A 16181-nucleotide genomic window follows, 5' to 3' on the forward strand; every position below is an offset into this window, starting at 1 on the left:
TGGTGCGGATCGCATTCGCACAACCGAAAGCACGCGGCACCACGGCGTCTCGTGGCGCGAGGTGACTTCGGTTGTGCGGATGGCCCATCCGCCGGACCGACCGAGCGCCCGAGCCGCCCGCCCGACCCGCCAGCTCAGGCGTCGAACGTGTGGAACCAGGCTGTGCCGCCGGGGTGCTGCACCGTGATCATCTCGTCGAGGTCGCGGTACGGGCCGTCCTGGTTGTGGCTCGCCGACTTGATGCGGATCGTGCCGTCCGGCTCCGTGAAGACCTCGGACACGATCGTCGTGTGGTCCGGGGAGTCGTTGTGGTTCCAGTCGAAGAACACGATGTCCCCGACCTTGACCTTGTCGCGCTCGTCGAGGGTCCGGCGCGTGAGCCCGAACGTCGCCGCGTTCGTCGACATCCACGGGTCCATCGCCGGGCAGTACGTCCACGTCGCGGAGTGCGAAGCGCCTGCGGAGCGGCTGTACCAGTCGTCGCGCTGCTCCCAGCCACGGGCGATCAGCGTCTGGCTGACGTAGTTCGCGCAGTCGCCACCGATCGGGTTCATGGTGCCGTACTCGGCGAGGTTGTAGTCCTTCCAGTACCGCATCGCGTACTCGAGCTGCCGGTCCACCGCGGTCAGCGCGGCGTAGGCGAGCGACGTGGTGGCGAGCGCCTTCGAGGCCTCGGGCGCCGGCGACGCGGTCGGCGTGGGCGTCGCGGTCGACGAGTCCTGCGTGGCTCCGGACTGACCGTCGTTCGCGGCACTGCCGTTGCCGTCGGAGCTCTGGTTCGCCGACGCGACGGGCGTCAGTTCCGAGTCGAACAGCGCGACGTCCGCGGATCCGGCCGTGTACATCGCCTGGTGCGGCGCCGTGAAGGTCACCTTCGTCGCGGTGGCCTGCACGTCGCGGGCGACGATGCCGCCCACGGTGACACCGCGGACCGCAGCGAGACCGCTGCCGGTCACGGTCACCGTCACACCGCCGGCGAGGGGGACCTGCGCAGGCTCGAGCGCGGTCGCGGCGGGCGTGGCGGCCGGAGCACCGGACGCCGACGGGGACGACGACGGACGGGCCCCGTCGTCGGACGACTTCGAGCACGCGGCGACGGCGAACCCGACTCCGGCGACACCGGCGAGGGACAGGAGCGAGCGGCGCGTGAACGAGGAAGCCATGACGGGACCAGGCTACGTGATCCCGTCCGGGAACCGGCGGGAATCAGCGACCGGTGATGTTCACCAGCCAGCTCACCCCGAACCGGTCGGTGAGCATCCCGAACTCGTCACCCCACGGCGCCTTGGTCAACGGTTCGATCACGGTGCCGCCCTCGGAGAGCCCGGTGAAGAAACGGCGCATGTCCTCGGCGTCGTCGCCGGACAGGGACACCGAGATGCTGCTGCCCGACGTGTACTCCATGCTGTTCGGGGTGTCGGCGCCCATGATCAGGTACCCGTTCGGCGTCTCGAGCTGGCCGTGCATGATCTTGTCCGCCTCGGCAGGGTCCTCGGAGGCGTGCATCTCCCCGAACGTGCTGAGCGTCAGCTCACCACCGAACACCGAGTGGTAGAACTCCATCGCGGCCCTGGCGGTGTCGCGGAAGCCGAGGTACGGGTTCAGTCGCGAGGTCATGATGGACTCCTTCGTCCGCCCGCGGCGGGCGTCGCGGCGCGCACGGTCATCGTGGCACCGGCCACACGGCCCCGCAACGATGGTTCCGTCCCGGCACCATCCACGCCAGACTGATGCCATGCCCGAGAGCCACGACTTCTTCGCGTCCACCTCCCCCGACCAGGTCCGCGCGACGGTGCGCGAAGCGTTGGCGTCCGAGGGCTACACCGTCGAGGACGGCGAGCAGGGGTCGCTCCGCGCCAGCCGCGGCAAGCTCGGGCTGACGCTGCTCATCGGCGGACTCGCGAACGACCGGACGTTCCACACGACGCTCGCGGTGCAGATCATGGTGACGCAGGATGGGCAGACCGTCGCGCGCCTGCTGCGCGGCTCGGGCAAGTCGGCGCTGAAGGGCGGCGCGATCGGTGTCTCGCGCGGCAACCGGGCGTTCGAGCAGGCAGCGAACGCGATCCACGGACGGCTCGCCGCCACGGGCGCGCTGACGGCCAGCGTCCCGAGCTGAGTCATGTCCTCGACGTGACCCAGGTGACGGACGGGAGGCTCGTGGCGGTGTCGCCACGAGCCTCCCGTCCGTCACGATCCAGTCTCGAGCCGATCTCGATTCCGCAACCACGTCCCGCCGCCCGCCCGCGATCCGTCAGGATCGGCACATGGGGAACCTCCGATCCGTCCGCCCGTCCGTCCTCGGTGCAGCGCTGCTGGCGTGCGCAGCGCTCGCCCTCGCCGGGTGCTCGTCCGCCGACACCGCCGGCGCCGTCCGCACGCCCTCGTCCACGCCCGCGACGCCGACCGCAGCCGCCGAGCCGGACCCCGTCGTCATGGACGAGGACCAGAGCGCCCCGGCCGTCTGCGGCCAGCTCAGCGCACTCTCGACGGTGACGCTCAACGCACGGGTCGGGCTCCAGCAGGGCGACGTGACCCAAGCCGAGCTCGAGGCCCTGCTCGCAGCCGCACGGTTCGGCTACGAGCACCTGTCGAGCACGGACACGCGCCTGTCGAACGCCATCGCGTACACGCAGCGGTACCTCGAGGAACACCCGGCCCCGGCGTCCGGACCGGCGCTCGACGACTCCCCGGAATGGGACCTCGCGATGCGGTCGCTCAACACCGCGTGCCAGGAGTCCGGGTCCTCGGTCGTGTCGACCGCACAGTACGGCGGCTGACCCCCGACGACACAGCAGGCCCGGACCGTGTGGTCCGGGCCTGCTGTGTTGCGGTGCCTTGCTGTCGTGCCGTGTCTTGCTGTCGTGCCTTGGTGGAGCTAAGGGGATTCGAACCCCTGACCTTCTCATTGCGAACGAGACGCGCTACCAACTGCGCCATAGCCCCAAGTGCTCGACCACACTAGCACCCGCCAGGCCCGCACCGAAATCGATCGGAGCCGGCCGGGCGTGCCGCGATCTCAGACCGCGCGGCGGCGACGCATGATCGCGTCGAGGTCGGCCTGCTGGTACGCGTCGTCGCCGATGACACCCATACCGGCCCACTTGCTGGGCTGCTCCGGCGCGGCCTGCGGAGCCGGCGCTGACCGCTCCGGCTGCGGCGCCGTCGGTGCGGCCCGCAGCCCGAGCCGCTCGGCGAGCCGACCCTGGTCGTGCGCCGACAACGAGGCGACCGCTTCCTCGACGTCCGGGCGCATCCGCGACACCGTCGCGAGCGACGGGTCGGCGTCCCCGGCCCGGATCGCCGCGGCCTCGGCGTCCGCTTCGGCCTTGGCTTCGGCGACGCGCTCCTTGAGCCGCGCGGCGAGCTCCGCCGACGACTCCGGGGACGCCACGGGGGCGGCCGGCCGCTCCACGTAGAGCGGCTTCGGCACACGGCCGGGCGTCCAGGTCCGCTCCGTCGCCGGCGCCTCGGTCGGCTGTTCGCTCGTGAGCGGCGGGGCAGGGTCGGTCCAGGCCGTCGCCGGACGGGAGGCACGGGTCGCGCTGGCAGGAGCCGCTGCGGCCCGCGCCTTCCGCGCCTGGGCCACCTGGTGCAGCTGGGCGAGGACGGCTGCGGACCCGCCCGCGGCGACGATCCCGGCGACGGCGACGAGCCACGCGCCGGGTGCGGCGACGAGCACCACGAGCGCGACGACGAGGCCGAGCACGCCGAGGCCCGTCGCGCCGAGCCGCGAACGACGCATGCGCATCGCGGTCAGCGCGGGGACCGCCGAGGCCCGCTCGAGCGCCGGAGCCTGCTCCGCGAGTCGTCGGGTGATCTCACGCTGCCGTGCGGCTTCGTGCGCGCGGACGATCGCCGAACGCTTCGCCTCTTCGGACTTCGCGACCTTCTGCGCCTCGGCGAGGGACTTCGCGTTCATCTCGATGCGGACCTCGTCCGGGAGCTCGGCCGTCTGCGCGAGGATCCGGAGGGTCTGCTGCAGCCGGATCGCGTTCCGCTCGGTGGCGAGGTACTGGCGACGGGCTGCCCACGAGGGCATGAGGTAGACGAGCCACAGCACTGCGGCGACCAGCAGGACGATGCCGCCGCCCCATGACCCGATTCCCATGGGGAGAGGCTAGGGGCGGGGATACTTCGCACTCGTGATTGCGTCGCGTGTGTTGCGCGTGTCGTCGGGAGATTCGGGGTCCCGGGGCGGTTCAGGCGCGCGGGCCGGTGATGATCGGCATGGCGGCCTCGTCGCGCGCGGCGAGGGGGACGCTGCCCACGCCCGGGGGCACCTGTCCGCGGACCCAGCGCTCGAGGATGCCCTCGCGCACCTCTTCCGCGACGAGCGCGAAGCAGAAGTGGTCGCGCCAGTCCCCGTTGATGTGGATGTACCGCCGGCGGAGTCCCTCGTACCGGAACCCGAGCTTCTCGACGACCCGGAGCGACGGCGCGTTCTCGGGTCGGATGCAGATCTCGATGCGGTGGATGCCGACGGTGCGGAAGCAGTGGTCGGCGGCGAGTGCCACGGCGATCGGTGTGACGTTGTGGCCGGCGGCGTTCTCGACGACCCAGTAGCCGATTGAGGCGCTGGCGAGCGATCCGTACGTCACGCCGGAGACGTTGAGCTGGCCGACGAAGCGACCGTCGAGCTCCATGGCGAACGGCAGTCCGAGTCCCGCGCGGGCATTGGCCTGGAGCGCGCGGATCGAGCCGCGGACGTCGGTGGACACGTGGCCGGACGGGTTCGTCGCCTCCCAGGTGCGGAGCCAGGAGCGGTTCGTCGCGAGCGCTGCGTCGAGGTCGCGGGTGTCACGGAGCCGGAGGGGACGGATGGTGACCCGCCCGTGGGACAGGGTCGGGATCGTCGTCATCGCTCAGGTTCCTCCGGTGCCCCGGGGAAGCTCCGGAGCGGGGTGTCCCGCACGGGTCCGGCGGTACCGGACCCGTGCGGGATGGGTCGACTCATTCGCCCGCGTTGAACTCCTTCAGCCACGACTTGAGGTCGGGGCCGAGGTCATCGCGGTCCGAGGCGAGCTGCACGATCGCCTTGATGTAGTCGAGTTTGTCACCCGTGTCGTACCGGCGTCCACGGAACACGACGCCGTACACGCCGCCGGTCCACTCCTCCGCGCTCGCCATCTTCATGAGCGCGTCGGTCAGCTGGATCTCGCCGCCCTTGCCCGGTTCCTGCTTCTCGAGGACGTCGAAGACCTCGGGACGGATGACGTAGCGGCCGATGATGGCCAGGTTCGAGGGCGCCTCGCCCTGCGCCGGCTTCTCGACGAGGCCGGTGATCTTCACGACGTCGTCGGTGTCGGTCTCCTCGACCGTGGCGATGCCGTAGAGGTGGGTCTGCGACTCGGGGACCTCGAGGAGGGCCACGACGGTCGCGTTCTTCTCGCCCTGGACCTCGATCATGCGCTGGAGCAGCGGGTCGCGGGCGTCGATGATGTCGTCGCCGAGGAGCACGGCGAACGGCTCGCGGCCGACGTGCATCTTGGCGCGGAGCACCGCGTGGCCGAGGCCGAGCGGGTCGCCCTGTCGGACGTAGTGCATGTCGGCGAGGTCCGTGGACTGGTTCACCTTCTGCAGCTTCTCGTGGTCACCCTTCTTCTTGAGGGTCTCCTCGAGCTCCGACACGTGGTCGAAGTGGTTCTCGAGTGCGTTCTTGTTGCGCCCGGTGATCATCAGCACGTCGGTGAGTCCTGCGCCGACTGCCTCTTCCACCACGTACTGGATGGCTGGCTTGTCGACGACGGGGAGCATCTCCTTCGGCATCGCCTTGGTCGCGGGGAGGAAGCGGGTGCCCAGCCCTGCCGCTGGGATCACCGCCTTGGAAATCTGGAAGCCCATGCCAATGACCGTATCGGATGCCCCCATTACGGGGACGTAAACGAAGAGAGGACACGGGATGAGGACACGATCAGTCGGAAAGCCGCATCGACGCGATCGTTAGACTCCCTCGCATGATCCCCGATCTCGGCAACGAGAAGCGTGCGCTGCGGGCCGAGCTCCGCCAGCGCCGACGCACCAGGACCACGACCGAACGCGACGAGGACACGACGGCGCTCACCGAGACCCTGCAACGGTTCGCCGAGGAGCGTCAGGTCGAGTCGATCGCCCTCTACCTCTCGGCCTCGGACGAGCCGAACGTCCGACCGTTCCTGAACTGGGCGTTCGAGCGCGACATCCGCGTGCTGCTGCCCATCACCCGCGAGGACGGGTTGCTCGACTGGGCGGTCGGCGACGGGTCGAGCGAGACCGAGGGGATCTTCGGCATGCCCGAGGTCGTCGGCGAGGTGCTGTCCCCGCTCGCGATCAACGACGTCGACGCGATCCTCACCCCGGCCGCCGCGGTCGGACACGACGGCGTCCGGATGGGCTGGGGTCGCGGGTACTACGACAAGACCCTCGGGTCCATGGCGAAGCGTCCGCCCGTCTATGCTGTGATCTTCGACGCGGAGTACCTCGACGAGGTCCCGCGCGAACCCCACGACGAACCCGTGGACGGCATCATCACGCCGTCGCGCATCATCACGTTCCGGAGCTGACGTGCCCACCTACTCGTACCGCTGCACCGAGTGCGACACCGCGTTCGACATCAAGCAGTCGTTCTCCGACGCCACGCTCACCGAGTGCCCCACGTGCGGCGGTGTCCTGCGGAAGGTGTTCTCGCCGGTCGGCGTGACGTTCAACGGCGGCGGCTTCTACCGGACCGACTCCCGCCCGGCACCGAAGTCCGAGGGCTCGTCCAGCAGCACGCCCGCGAAGTCCGAGTCCGCGAAACCCGCGCCGGCCGCCGCGCCCGCTGCACCCGCTGCACCCTCGAAGCCCGCCGCGTCCTGACGCCCGTCGCGCCTCCTCGCTAGGTTTGACTGGTCGCCGCCCGGCGGCCGTCCTCGACCCGGAAGGAGACCCGTGAAGGGCTTCAAGGAGTTCCTGCTCCGCGGAAACGTGATCGACCTGGCCGTCGCTGTGGTCATCGGTGCTGCGTTCACCGCGATCGTGACCTCGATCGTCACGAACGTGATCAACCCGCTCATCGGCGCCGTGTTCAACGCGTCGATGCTCGACAAGACGCTGATCGTGCACATCCCGACCGTCTCCGGAGGGGACGCCTCCCTGAAGTTCGGCGCGGTCATCGGCGCGGCGATCAACTTCATCATCATCGCCGCTGTGGTCTACTTCGCGCTGATCCTGCCGGTGAACCACCTGATCAAGCGCACGTTCGCCAAGCTCCAGAAGGACGAGGAGCAGACGCCGCAGGACGTCCCGCCGACCGACGTCGAGGTCCTCGTCGAGATCCGCGACCTCCTGCGCTCACAGCAGGGCCGCTCGCTCGACGGTGGCGCGCACGTCGCACCGAACGACGCCCCCGAGGGCCCGGGGCTGCCGAGCACGACGAAGCTCTAGCGCCCGCGGAACCGCGAGACGGACACAGCACCACGCGATTGCGTGGTGCTGTGTCCGTTTTTCGGCGTGGTCGGCCGCTACTCGGTGTGACCGCCCCGGCGCCGGAACCGACGGAGGGCGACGAGCGCACCGCCGAGCCCGAGCAGGGCGATCGCCGCCGAGGCAGCCCCGGCCAGGTCCGCGCCGGTGAAGGCGAGCTCGGGTGCAGGCGCACGGAGTCGGACGGCAACGTCGACCTCCTCCGAGGCGACGGTGCGCTGCTCGACACCGGACTCGATCGGAGCCGATCCGGCCAGACCCTCGACGTGGACGGTGCGCTTGACCGACCCGGACGCCAGATCGGCCGCGGTGACGACGTGCGTCGCGGTGCAGGTGCCCTGCGAGCCCGGGTCGAGCATCTCGGTGCCGCAGGAGAACTCCTCCGTCGGCGTCGAGAGCGCCCGGAGGTCCGATGCGCGGACGGTTCCGGTGTTCTCGACCCCGAGGTCCCACTCGACGACGTCTCCGACCGAGGCCGTGACCACGCCGTCGTCACCCGGCTCCAGGACACGCTCGCCCGACCGGACCGTCGCCTTCGCGGTCACTCGAAGCGCCGGGTCCGCTGGCAGGTCAACGGCGATGCGCGCCTCGGCGATCGGCAGGGACTCCCCGGACGGGGTGGTCGCCGAGCCGCTCGCTGCGATGGTGACGACACCACGGTCCAGATCGTCCTGGGTGAGCACGACCTCCCGAGCCGAGCAGTCGCGCTCCGCCCCCGGTGCGAGGGTCTCCTCGCCGCAGTCGATCGCATCGCCGGACGCGTCCACGAGGTCGATGTCGCGCAGGGTCACGTTGCCGTCGTTGCGGACGACCGGCGACACTCGGACGACGTCGCCAGCGGTCAGCCGGTCGTCGTCGCCGGTGTCGTACGCCGCGTGCAGGGTCAGCCCAGCCGCCGCCGCGTGGTCGAGCGCCACGGTCGACTCCGCCTCCGGCAGCTCGAGCTCCGCGCCGGCAGGCGTCGTGGCGGTTCCGGTGAGGACGACACGCCAGGATCCGGCGTCGACGTCCGCCTGGGTGAGCGCGTGCTCCACCGTCTCGCACTCGACGATCTGCCCGGGCGCGACGGCCGACGGGCAGTCCATGGCGCTCCCGGCGTCCGTGCGCACCTGCAGGTCCCGCAGGGTGACGTTGCCGGTGTTCGTGATCGCACCACGGACACGGACGAAGTCGCCCGCGTGCGGGGTCCCGGCGTCGATCACCGCTTCGACCTGGGCCGTCGCGGTGGCGTCTGCGGGCAGCTCGACGGAGGCCTTCTGGCGTTCGAACGACAGACGGCCGCTGGTCGGGGTCGCTGCTGAGCCGTCGACCGCGACACCGTACGTACCGGCATCGACCTCGTCCTGCGTGAGGGTGTGCTCGAGCACGGTGCACTCGACGGTCTGGCCCGGCACGAGGTCGGACGGGCACGCGATCGGGTCACCTGCCACCGTGGTCAGACGGCTGTCGGACAACGTGACGTTGCCGGTGTTGACGATCGACGCGGACACCCGGACGACGTCGCCGGCGCGCGGCGTCCCGACCGCGGTCGAGGACTCGACCCGGACCTGGACCGACGCAGCGGCAGCGGCCGGCAGCTCGACGTCCACCGTGCGCCGGTCGAACTCGATGCGGTCTCCGGCCGGGGTGGACGCCCCGCCGGTGATCGCCACGGTGATCGTGCCGGCGTCGATGTCCGCCTGGGTCAGGACCCGGGTCGTCTCGCACTCGACCGACTGACCGGGAGCGACGTCCGATGCGCAGTCGAGCGGCGTTCCGGCGTCGACGGCCAGTTCGGCGGCGGAGAGCGTCACGTTGCCCGAGTTGCGGACGACGACGTGCGTCACCACCGCGTCACCGGCGTCGGCTCGCCCGTCACCGCCGTCGTGCAGCACGGCGTCCGCGGAGACGACCGCGCGTGCGGCAGCGGCGATGGGGGTGGTCGCCGTCACCGGAGTCGTGACGGTGGACCCGTCCGGCGCGCGGGCGGCGAGGTTCGCGTCACGCACGACCTTGCCGGCGTCGATGTCGGCCTGCGTGATCGTGTACTCGGCGAGAGGGCAGTCAGCCTTCCGCCCCGGCGCGAGCTGCGCCGCACACTCCTCCGTGCCCTCCACGCCGATCGCGGTGAGCGTGGCGTTGCCCGAGTTCGTCACCTTGGCGACGTAGGAGATGGTGTCGCCGACCTGGACGTCGTCACCGGACGTGCGCAGCTCCGCGCGGAGCTCGGCGTCGAGGGCGGGTGCGCGGACGATCTCGGTGACGACGGCTCCGGTCTCGCCGTCCGCCGTCGAGCCGAACGGCGTCGACGCGATGACCGACGCGTCGTTGCGGATCGAACCGCGGTCGACGTCTGCCTGCGTGACGGTGTGGGGTTCGGCCGACACGAAGGTCACGGACGCACCCGGTGCGATCGGCAGGTCGTCGGAGTGGAGCGCAGTCCCGAGGACGTCGGTCACCGCGACCGTCGTCAGCGGGGCGTTGCCCGTGTTTCGCACGGTGGCGGAGTAGACGATCCGGCTCCCGACGCGGAGCTCGCCGCCGTCGGCTGGTGCAGCCGTCATCCCGATGTCGACCCCGGCCTGGTCGGTCGTGATCTCGACCGACACGGGCTTCGTACCGTTCACCCGGACGTTCGACGCCGCCGTGATGTTCGACTCGTCGAAGGTCTTCGTGCCGCCGGTCAAGAACGTGACGTCGACGGACCAGTCACAGGACGATGCCCCGCTGACGACCGACGCACCCGAGACGACGATCTCGCGCGAGCCGGGCTCGGCCGTGATCGTCGCACCGCAGCCGGAACGGATCTTCGGGTCGTCCGCGACGACGACACCCGCGGGGAGACGGTAGGTGTACCCGATCTCCTCCACCCGCGCGTTCCCGGCCGAGTTCTGTATCGCCGACGTGAGCGTCGTGGTGTCACCCTGGTGCCCGGACGAGATGGACACCTGCGGCTGGACACATGCCTGCGGGACGCTGGGCGGGACGAACCAGAAGCCACTCCCGGATGAGGAGCTGTACGTCATCTCCAACCGCTGGACCGGAGCGTCCGAGTCGTATGCGAAGAAGACCGAACCCGAGTTGTCGGACACACCGCCGTTCACCTTCGAGGCGTAGGTGTTCTCGGCGGTCTTCTCGACCTTCGCCTGGTTGAACACGTACGCGGTGTTGCCGTCGTGCGTCTCCGTGGACGCGAGTTCAGGGATCGTCGCCGGGGCATCCAGCAGCTTCGTGTCCAGCGGGATCGCCTGTCCGCCGCTCCGGCTCGAGAATGCATCCATGCGCACGACCTCGTTCCCGACGTCCAGGTCCGTGATCGCCGTCCGCATGCCGTAGACCGGCTTGTCGTAGGTGATCCGGACGGTGTAACTCGAGCTCCCGCCGCTCTTGTCGAGAGCCCATGCAGGGACACCTCCGGCGCCGTGCGTCGCACCGTCCTCAGCCCATGGCACACCCTGCGATCGGTCGGTCGGGAGGGTCCCGAACTTCACGGACTCCTGCGCGGAGACCACCTCGACGTCGTACCCGACCCCGGAGGGGTTCGAGCCCTGACCCTCAGGACTGTTGGCGTTCCCGGCGTCGTAGCGGAGGAGATAGGGCAGCGGGACGTCCTTCTCCCCGATGGTCGTCGCGTCGAGTGTCGGGACGTACCCCGCGTCGCAGGTCACCGCGGTCGGGCGGTCGACACCAGGACCGTCGGCGACAGGATCCGCCATGGAGGGAGCCGGGGCGAGGACGGAAGCGAGGATGCCGCCGGTGAGTACGGAGGCTCCGGCAGCTTTGCGGACATGGGGATGCGGACGACGAACCATGTCCGCAGTATGACATATCGTATTTGTATTTCGGTAGCCCGGCTCGCTACGCCGCGGTCACACGCCGCTTCTGCACCATCGCTGCGAAGTACTGCGCACCCGCGAGGACGTGCCCCGCGGTGCCGAGCCACACGAACACGAGGGCCGTGATCCGGATCCAGGAGTGCTCCGACGCCCACGACGTCTCCGAGAACAGCAGCACGGGCAGCCCGACGAAGAGCAGTGCGGAGCGGATCTTCCCGGTCCACGACACCTTGAGGTCGGGGTCCCCCTTGAACCACACGCTCGACAGCACCGCGAGCAGGGCGTCGACCACGACGATGATCACGACGACGATCCACGGCAGCAGCCCGACGAGCACCAGGGAGAGCACGACGGCGATGATCGCGAGCCGATCGGCCACGGGGTCGAGCGCGGTGCCGAGCTTGGAGCCCTGGTCGAACTTCCGCGCGATGAAGCCGTCCGCCCAGTCCGAGACGCCCAGGACCACGAGCGAGACCAGCGCCCAGCCGGGGTGCCCCTGCACGACCAGGATCACGAACACCGGGATGAGCAGGAACCGGACCAGCGTGATGAGGTTCGGCCAGGTCTGCCAGTCGGGGCGCTCGCGCACTGCGGGGTCGGTCATCAGCTGCTCTCGTCGGGGGCCGGGGCCTCCAGCGTACCTACCCCCAGTGGGGAGGGCGGTCGCCGAGCAGGCGGGCGTCGTTCTCGCCGCGGTCGTGCCGGGGCGCCTCCGGGGCCGGGGACGGGTCGGAGCCCGGCACCGGCTGGGTGGTGACGCGCCTGCTGCGCCGCACCGAGCCTCCCGTCCGCTCCGGAGCCGGGTTCGGACCGACGGGAGGCTCGGGTGCGGCCGCGTCGTCGGCTCGCGACCACGTGCCCACCAGCTGGTCCGTGCCGGGCGTCACCGGACCGGCGGGCCGGGAGGCCCTCCGACTCATCGGCGTGCCGGGACCGGGGGGATGCTGATCTCCTGCGTTGCCCCGCGGTCGACGCCGAGGACGGCCGCGACCGTGTTCGCGACCCGGTCCGGGTCGGAGAACAGCTGGAAGGCGTGCACGCGCACGTAGTGCCAGCCGAGTCGACGGAGGACCTCAGGACGGAGCCGCAGCGACTCACGCAGCGAGCCCTCCTGGAGCGTCGCATCCGTCTCGATCGTGACGCAGACGCCGCCGTGCGCGGCCACCAGGCCGAGCTTGCCGCGGTGCCCGAGCGCGACGGGGATGCCGCGCATCTCGAGCCGGCGCGCCAGGTCGACGAGCAGCGGGTCGGAGTCGTCGGGGACGTACTCGGCAGTGGTGCGGGCGCGGACCTCGGCGAGGATCTCGGCCAGCGCGACGGTGCCGTGGCCCATGCGCTCCGCCTCGATGTCGGACGGCTGGAAGCACGTGACGATGACCATCGAGCGACGCGCACGGGTCATCGCGACCGCGAGGAGCCGCTCGCCGCCGGGCTTGCCGAGCGGACCGAAGTCGCGCAGGACCCGGCCGTGCGGGGTGCGGCCGTAGCCGATCGAGAACACGACGCGGTCGCGGCTCTGCGCCACCGACTGCTCGAGCGTCGCGACGATGAACGGCTCCGCGCGGTCTCCGATGACGAACTCGGTGAGGTCCTTGTGCCCCTGCGCTGCGGTGAGCACCGCCTGCTCGACACGCACGGCGTGCTTCGCCGATGCCGTGATCACCATGAGCGACTCGGTGGGACGCGTCCGGGCGTGGTCGATGACGAGCCGGACCACGCGGTCCACCTCGGCGTCGACGCTCTCCACCGCGCCGGACTCGGGGTCGGGAACGGCCTTGCCGTCGCTCACGTAGTCGAGTGCGATCGAGCCGTGGCCGAGGAAGGAGCCGGCCCACGGCAGCGACTCGATCCGGCCGCCGTAGAAGCGACGGTTCACGAGCTCGGCGAGGTCCTCACCGCCGGCACGGTACGACGTCGTCAAGGACAGGGTCGGCAGCAGGGTCGAGAGCTTCGCGAGTGCGGAGTCGGCGTGCAGGGCGTCGAGGGTCTCCTCGTCGACCTGCAGTGCGCGGTGCGTCGGGTCGACGGCGATCCGGAACGGGGACGGCGTCTGCGTCACCGGGTCGCCGAACACGACGGTCTGGCGGGCACGGCGGACGGCGTCGACGGTCTCCGCGATGGTGACCGCACCGGCGTCGACGAGGATCACCGTGTCGAACGGCATCGTGTCGGCGATCTGCGGGACCTCGTACGGGGACGCCAGCCACACCGGCGCGATCGAGCGGGACAGGTGCGGCGCGGAGTCCTGCAGGAGTCGCGAGCTGATCGCGCCCGCCTTCAGCTGGGACTTCAGCGCCGCCGCCTCTTCCGGCCAGTCGACGAGGCCGACCTTCCAGTTCTCGGCGAGCTGCCACGCGAGCCCCTGCGAGACACCGGCGGCGTGCGCGTCGTCGACGAGTCGGAAGTCGGCCTCGACCCGGTCGAGCATGTCGGTGTTCGCGCCGAGCAGTGCCCGGTCGGACTCGAGCATCGTCTCGAGCGCCGACTGCCACCAGGCGAGTTCGAGCTCCGCGGGCACCTGGGTGTCCGGGACGTGCCGGTTCGCGAGGTCGGTGATGAGCGGCTCGAGCTGCAGGTCGCGGAGCGTCTGCATGAGCTCGGTGCGCTCCTGCAGGTTGTGCAGGACGTCGGAGTCGGCCGCGAGCGTGCCGATGTACGGCACGAGGTCCTCGACGGGCATGTTCGCGAGCTGCTCGTCGCGGCTGGTGCGACCGAGCGGCTCGTCGAGGCGCGCGAGGTCCTCGACCACGTTGGAGAACAGCACCTGCACGTCCGCGATGCCGGTGGGGACCTCGGGGTTCACGCCGGCGGCGACGTAGCGCTGCCAGAGCACACGCTGCTGCTGCACGCGGGAGAGCGCTTCGTGCAGGTCGGACACGTGCACACCCGGTCGGACGTACTCGCGCGCCAGCTTCTTCAGCCGGCGACGGTTGGTGCTCGACATCGGGGCGCCCTCGCCGCGGGGCGCGGTGGCGGCCACGAGCTCCGAGACCGAGCGGTCGAACACCACCGGCAGGAAGCGGTCGAGGGTGTCGCGGATCTCGGTGAGCAGGCGCAGGTAGATGCCGAGCTCGTTCACCGTGGTGAACTGCCGCATCCGGGTGGACGCGATGAGCTCGTGCGCCCGCTGGAGCAGCGTCGGCAGGGCGCCGTCGTGCAGGTCCTTCGCGATCTTGTGCGCGCGCTGGGCACCGTCGCTCGACGAGAACTTCGCGCCGTACCAGGGCGAGTCGTCCGGGCCGTAGCGGAACTCCCCGAGGTTCGCGGCGCTGACCATCGTCTCGGCGACGCGGGAGCGCCCCTGGACCATGGCGGCGACGGACTGCTTCGAGAGCCGTGCCGTCGTCGACGGCGGGACGGGCAGGAGCGACAGGCGCGAGAGCTCGACCAGGCAGTCGAGGACGCTGACGCCGAAGTCGCGGTCGGTGCGGGAGAGCGCGCCGCGGTAGTCCTTCAGGACCTTGCGGAGGCGGACCAGGGCGTCGTCCACCTCGCGGAGGCTCGGACGGGTCGCCTTCTCGTTGCGCGCGATGGCCCGGACGACGTCGCGGCGGAGCGTCGAGGGCGTCACGGCGACACCGGGGAGCTGCACCTCGGCGAAGCGCGCGGCGATCCCGCGGAGCGTCGCGCGACGGGGACTCACCACGAGGACGCGCTTGTTCGCGGCGACGAGGCCACCGAGCGCGTTCACGATGGTCTGCGTCCCGCCGGTACCCGGGAGGGTCTTCACGACGATCGAGTTGCCGGCCGTGATCTGCGCGATCACGTTCTCCTGCTCGTCGTCGGCGTCGAGCAGGAGCGTGTCGGTGTCGGGGCTGCGCTCGTCCGACGGGGTCTGCTCGACCGGACGGTAGGACTGTTCGACCTGCCACTTTGCGCTGGGGTTGCCGGCGAGGGCGTCGAGCACCGGGTGCGACAGGTCCTTCGTGTCCTCGACCAGGCCGGTGGCGACCTCGGCGAAGGTCGACACGACGAGCCGGGCGTGGACGGAGAAGCCGGGGATGTGCGCGGTCAGCCCGCGGAGGCGGTCGATCACCGGGTTCGGGGTGAACGAGCCGTCCTGCTGTGCGAGCGCGACGAACGCCTGCGCGTCGAGCGTGACGCCGAACTGCTCACGGAGCGCATCGGCGAGGGCCGGGTTGAGGACGGGCTCCCCGAGCAGGCGGACCTCGAAGTCCCGGCCGTGACGACGGATCGCGAGCGGACGGAGGAGCACCGGGCCGCGGTACTGCTCGTCGCCGTGCTTCCAGTCGGCCATGCCGATGCCGAGGTTCACGGCGTCGATGCCGCGCACGGTGGCGAGCTCGGTGCCCTTCGCCTCGACGTGTCCGGCAGCGATGCGCGCCGCACGGAGGGCGACCTCGTCGCGGATCAGGCTGGAGAGGAGGGTGGTCTTGCCGGTGATGAACTGCGCGAGTCCGCCGGGGTGCGTCGTGGAGAGCTCGATGCGCGCACGCGGGTGGTCAGCGAAGTGCACGAGCGGGCTGGTGCCGCCGACGCCGGCGAGCTGGGAACGCCAGGCGTCCCAGACCGGCTCGGCCGCGTTCGTCGCCGTGAGCCGCGGGTCACCGAGGCTGATCGCGTGCGGGCTCGTCATCTGGAGCTCGGGTCGGAGCGAGCGGTCGAGGTCGTCGTCGTTCGGGTCGGTGGTGGCGTCCGCGGTGCTCGTGGTCTCGTCCTGCCCGTGCTGCTGCTGCTGGTCGTCGTGCTGCTCGTCGCCCCCGACGTGCTGGTCGCCCCCGGACGCGCGCGTGTCCTCGGCGGAGACGTCGTCGTTCACGTCGTCCTCGCCGCCGGTCACTCTGTCCGCGCGCCACACAACGCCCACTGTAGGCGGAAGGATCCCGCGTCTCTGGCAATGAACCGAGGTTTCGGGCAGATCGGGCGACCGGCGGGCGATCCGCGAGGGCGGTGTGTGGTACC

General features: G+C 70.8%; 13 protein-coding genes and 1 tRNA gene. 5 read left to right on the forward strand and 9 right to left on the reverse strand.

Annotation, left to right across the window (positions count from 1 at the left end):
* Positions 1-134: 134 nt before the first annotated feature.
* Together QK288_RS18665 and QK288_RS18670 are read right to left on the reverse strand one after the other, a co-directional pair.
* Positions 135-1163 carry an amidase domain-containing protein gene (locus QK288_RS18665; RefSeq protein WP_281265762.1) on the reverse strand — a complete coding sequence of 343 codons (1029 nt, stop codon included), beginning with the start codon at positions 1161-1163 and terminating at the stop codon, positions 135-137.
* Between the two features lie 43 nt (positions 1164-1206).
* Positions 1207-1617: a VOC family protein gene (locus QK288_RS18670; RefSeq protein ID WP_281265763.1), complete on the reverse strand. Its 411-nt coding sequence runs from the start codon at positions 1615-1617 to the stop codon at positions 1207-1209.
* A 118-nt stretch (positions 1618-1735) separates the two neighbouring features.
* Here QK288_RS18670 and QK288_RS18675 point away from each other — a divergent pair, with 118 nt between their 5' ends.
* Together QK288_RS18675 and QK288_RS18680 are read left to right on the forward strand one after the other, a co-directional pair.
* Positions 1736-2119: a hypothetical protein gene (locus QK288_RS18675; RefSeq protein WP_281265764.1), complete on the forward strand. Its 384-nt coding sequence runs from the start codon at positions 1736-1738 to the stop codon at positions 2117-2119.
* A gap of 148 nt (positions 2120-2267) precedes the next feature.
* Complete coding sequence (locus QK288_RS18680; protein WP_281265765.1) at positions 2268-2780, forward strand: hypothetical protein; 513 nt, start codon at positions 2268-2270, stop codon at positions 2778-2780.
* Positions 2781-2870: 90 nt separating this feature from the next.
* Here QK288_RS18680 and QK288_RS18685 read toward each other — a convergent pair.
* From QK288_RS18685 to galU, 4 genes are all read right to left on the reverse strand, one after another.
* Positions 2871-2946, reverse strand: a tRNA-Ala gene (locus QK288_RS18685).
* 73 nt (positions 2947-3019) lie between these two features.
* Positions 3020-4111: a hypothetical protein gene (locus tag QK288_RS18690; protein ID WP_281265766.1), complete on the reverse strand. Its 1092-nt coding sequence runs from the start codon at positions 4109-4111 to the stop codon at positions 3020-3022.
* Between the two features lie 91 nt (positions 4112-4202).
* Entirely contained in the window at positions 4203-4862 is a 660-nt protein-coding gene (locus QK288_RS18695) for a GNAT family protein (protein ID WP_281265767.1), read from the reverse strand.
* 91 nt (positions 4863-4953) lie between these two features.
* Positions 4954-5844 (reverse strand): UTP--glucose-1-phosphate uridylyltransferase GalU, encoded by an 891-nt coding sequence (gene galU, locus QK288_RS18700; protein WP_281265768.1) that lies wholly within the window; start codon positions 5842-5844, stop codon positions 4954-4956.
* Positions 5845-5957: 113 nt separating this feature from the next.
* Between galU and QK288_RS18705 the strand changes: the two genes are divergently transcribed.
* The 3 genes from QK288_RS18705 (at position 5958) to mscL (ending at position 7404) form a co-directional block, all read left to right on the forward strand.
* Positions 5958-6542, forward strand: a complete 585-nt coding sequence (locus tag QK288_RS18705) for a 5-formyltetrahydrofolate cyclo-ligase (protein ID WP_281265769.1) — start codon at positions 5958-5960, stop codon at positions 6540-6542.
* Between the two features lies 1 nt (position 6543).
* Positions 6544-6837, forward strand: a complete 294-nt coding sequence (locus QK288_RS18710) for an FmdB family zinc ribbon protein (protein WP_281265770.1) — start codon at positions 6544-6546, stop codon at positions 6835-6837.
* Between the two features lie 72 nt (positions 6838-6909).
* Positions 6910-7404 (forward strand): large conductance mechanosensitive channel protein MscL, encoded by a 495-nt coding sequence (gene mscL / locus QK288_RS18715; RefSeq protein ID WP_281265771.1) that lies wholly within the window; start codon positions 6910-6912, stop codon positions 7402-7404.
* A gap of 77 nt (positions 7405-7481) precedes the next feature.
* Here the strand turns inward: mscL and QK288_RS18720 are convergent, their stop codons facing one another.
* From QK288_RS18720 to QK288_RS18730, 3 genes are all read right to left on the reverse strand, one after another.
* A complete protein-coding gene (locus QK288_RS18720) occupies positions 7482-11138 on the reverse strand; it encodes a hypothetical protein (RefSeq protein ID WP_281265772.1) in 3657 nt (1218 codons plus the stop codon).
* A gap of 142 nt (positions 11139-11280) precedes the next feature.
* The gene (locus tag QK288_RS18725) at positions 11281-11862 is read right to left on the reverse strand and encodes a CDP-alcohol phosphatidyltransferase family protein (protein ID WP_281265773.1); all 582 of its coding nucleotides are present in this window, start codon (positions 11860-11862) and stop codon (positions 11281-11283) included.
* 312 nt (positions 11863-12174) lie between these two features.
* Complete coding sequence (locus QK288_RS18730; protein ID WP_281267632.1) at positions 12175-15855, reverse strand: AAA family ATPase; 3681 nt, start codon at positions 15853-15855, stop codon at positions 12175-12177.
* Positions 15856-16181: the final 326 nt, after the last annotated feature.

It is taken from the genome of Curtobacterium sp. 9128 (assembly GCF_900086645.1).
Classification (GTDB): domain Bacteria; phylum Actinomycetota; class Actinomycetes; order Actinomycetales; family Microbacteriaceae; genus Curtobacterium.

Bases quoted from the DNA above. Each gene is read 5' to 3' on its own strand.
- QK288_RS18665 (WP_281265762.1), bottom strand. From the start codon at position 1,163: ATGGCTTCCTCGTTCACGCGCCGCTCGCTCCTGTCCCTCGCCGGTGTC.
- QK288_RS18670 (WP_281265763.1), bottom strand. From the start codon at position 1,617: ATGACCTCGCGACTGAACCCGTACCTCGGCTTCCGCGACACCGCCAGG.
- QK288_RS18675 (WP_281265764.1), top strand. From the start codon at position 1,736: ATGCCCGAGAGCCACGACTTCTTCGCGTCCACCTCCCCCGACCAGGTC.
- QK288_RS18680 (WP_281265765.1), top strand. From the start codon at position 2,268: ATGGGGAACCTCCGATCCGTCCGCCCGTCCGTCCTCGGTGCAGCGCTG.
- QK288_RS18690 (WP_281265766.1), bottom strand. From the start codon at position 4,111: ATGGGAATCGGGTCATGGGGCGGCGGCATCGTCCTGCTGGTCGCCGCA.
- QK288_RS18695 (WP_281265767.1), bottom strand. From the start codon at position 4,862: ATGACGACGATCCCGACCCTGTCCCACGGGCGGGTCACCATCCGTCCC.
- galU (WP_281265768.1), bottom strand. From the start codon at position 5,844: ATGGGCTTCCAGATTTCCAAGGCGGTGATCCCAGCGGCAGGGCTGGGC.
- QK288_RS18705 (WP_281265769.1), top strand. From the start codon at position 5,958: ATGATCCCCGATCTCGGCAACGAGAAGCGTGCGCTGCGGGCCGAGCTC.
- QK288_RS18720 (WP_281265772.1), bottom strand. From the start codon at position 11,138: ATGGCGGATCCTGTCGCCGACGGTCCTGGTGTCGACCGCCCGACCGCG.
- QK288_RS18725 (WP_281265773.1), bottom strand. From the start codon at position 11,862: ATGACCGACCCCGCAGTGCGCGAGCGCCCCGACTGGCAGACCTGGCCG.
- QK288_RS18730 (WP_281267632.1), bottom strand. From the start codon at position 15,855: ATGACGAGCCCGCACGCGATCAGCCTCGGTGACCCGCGGCTCACGGCG.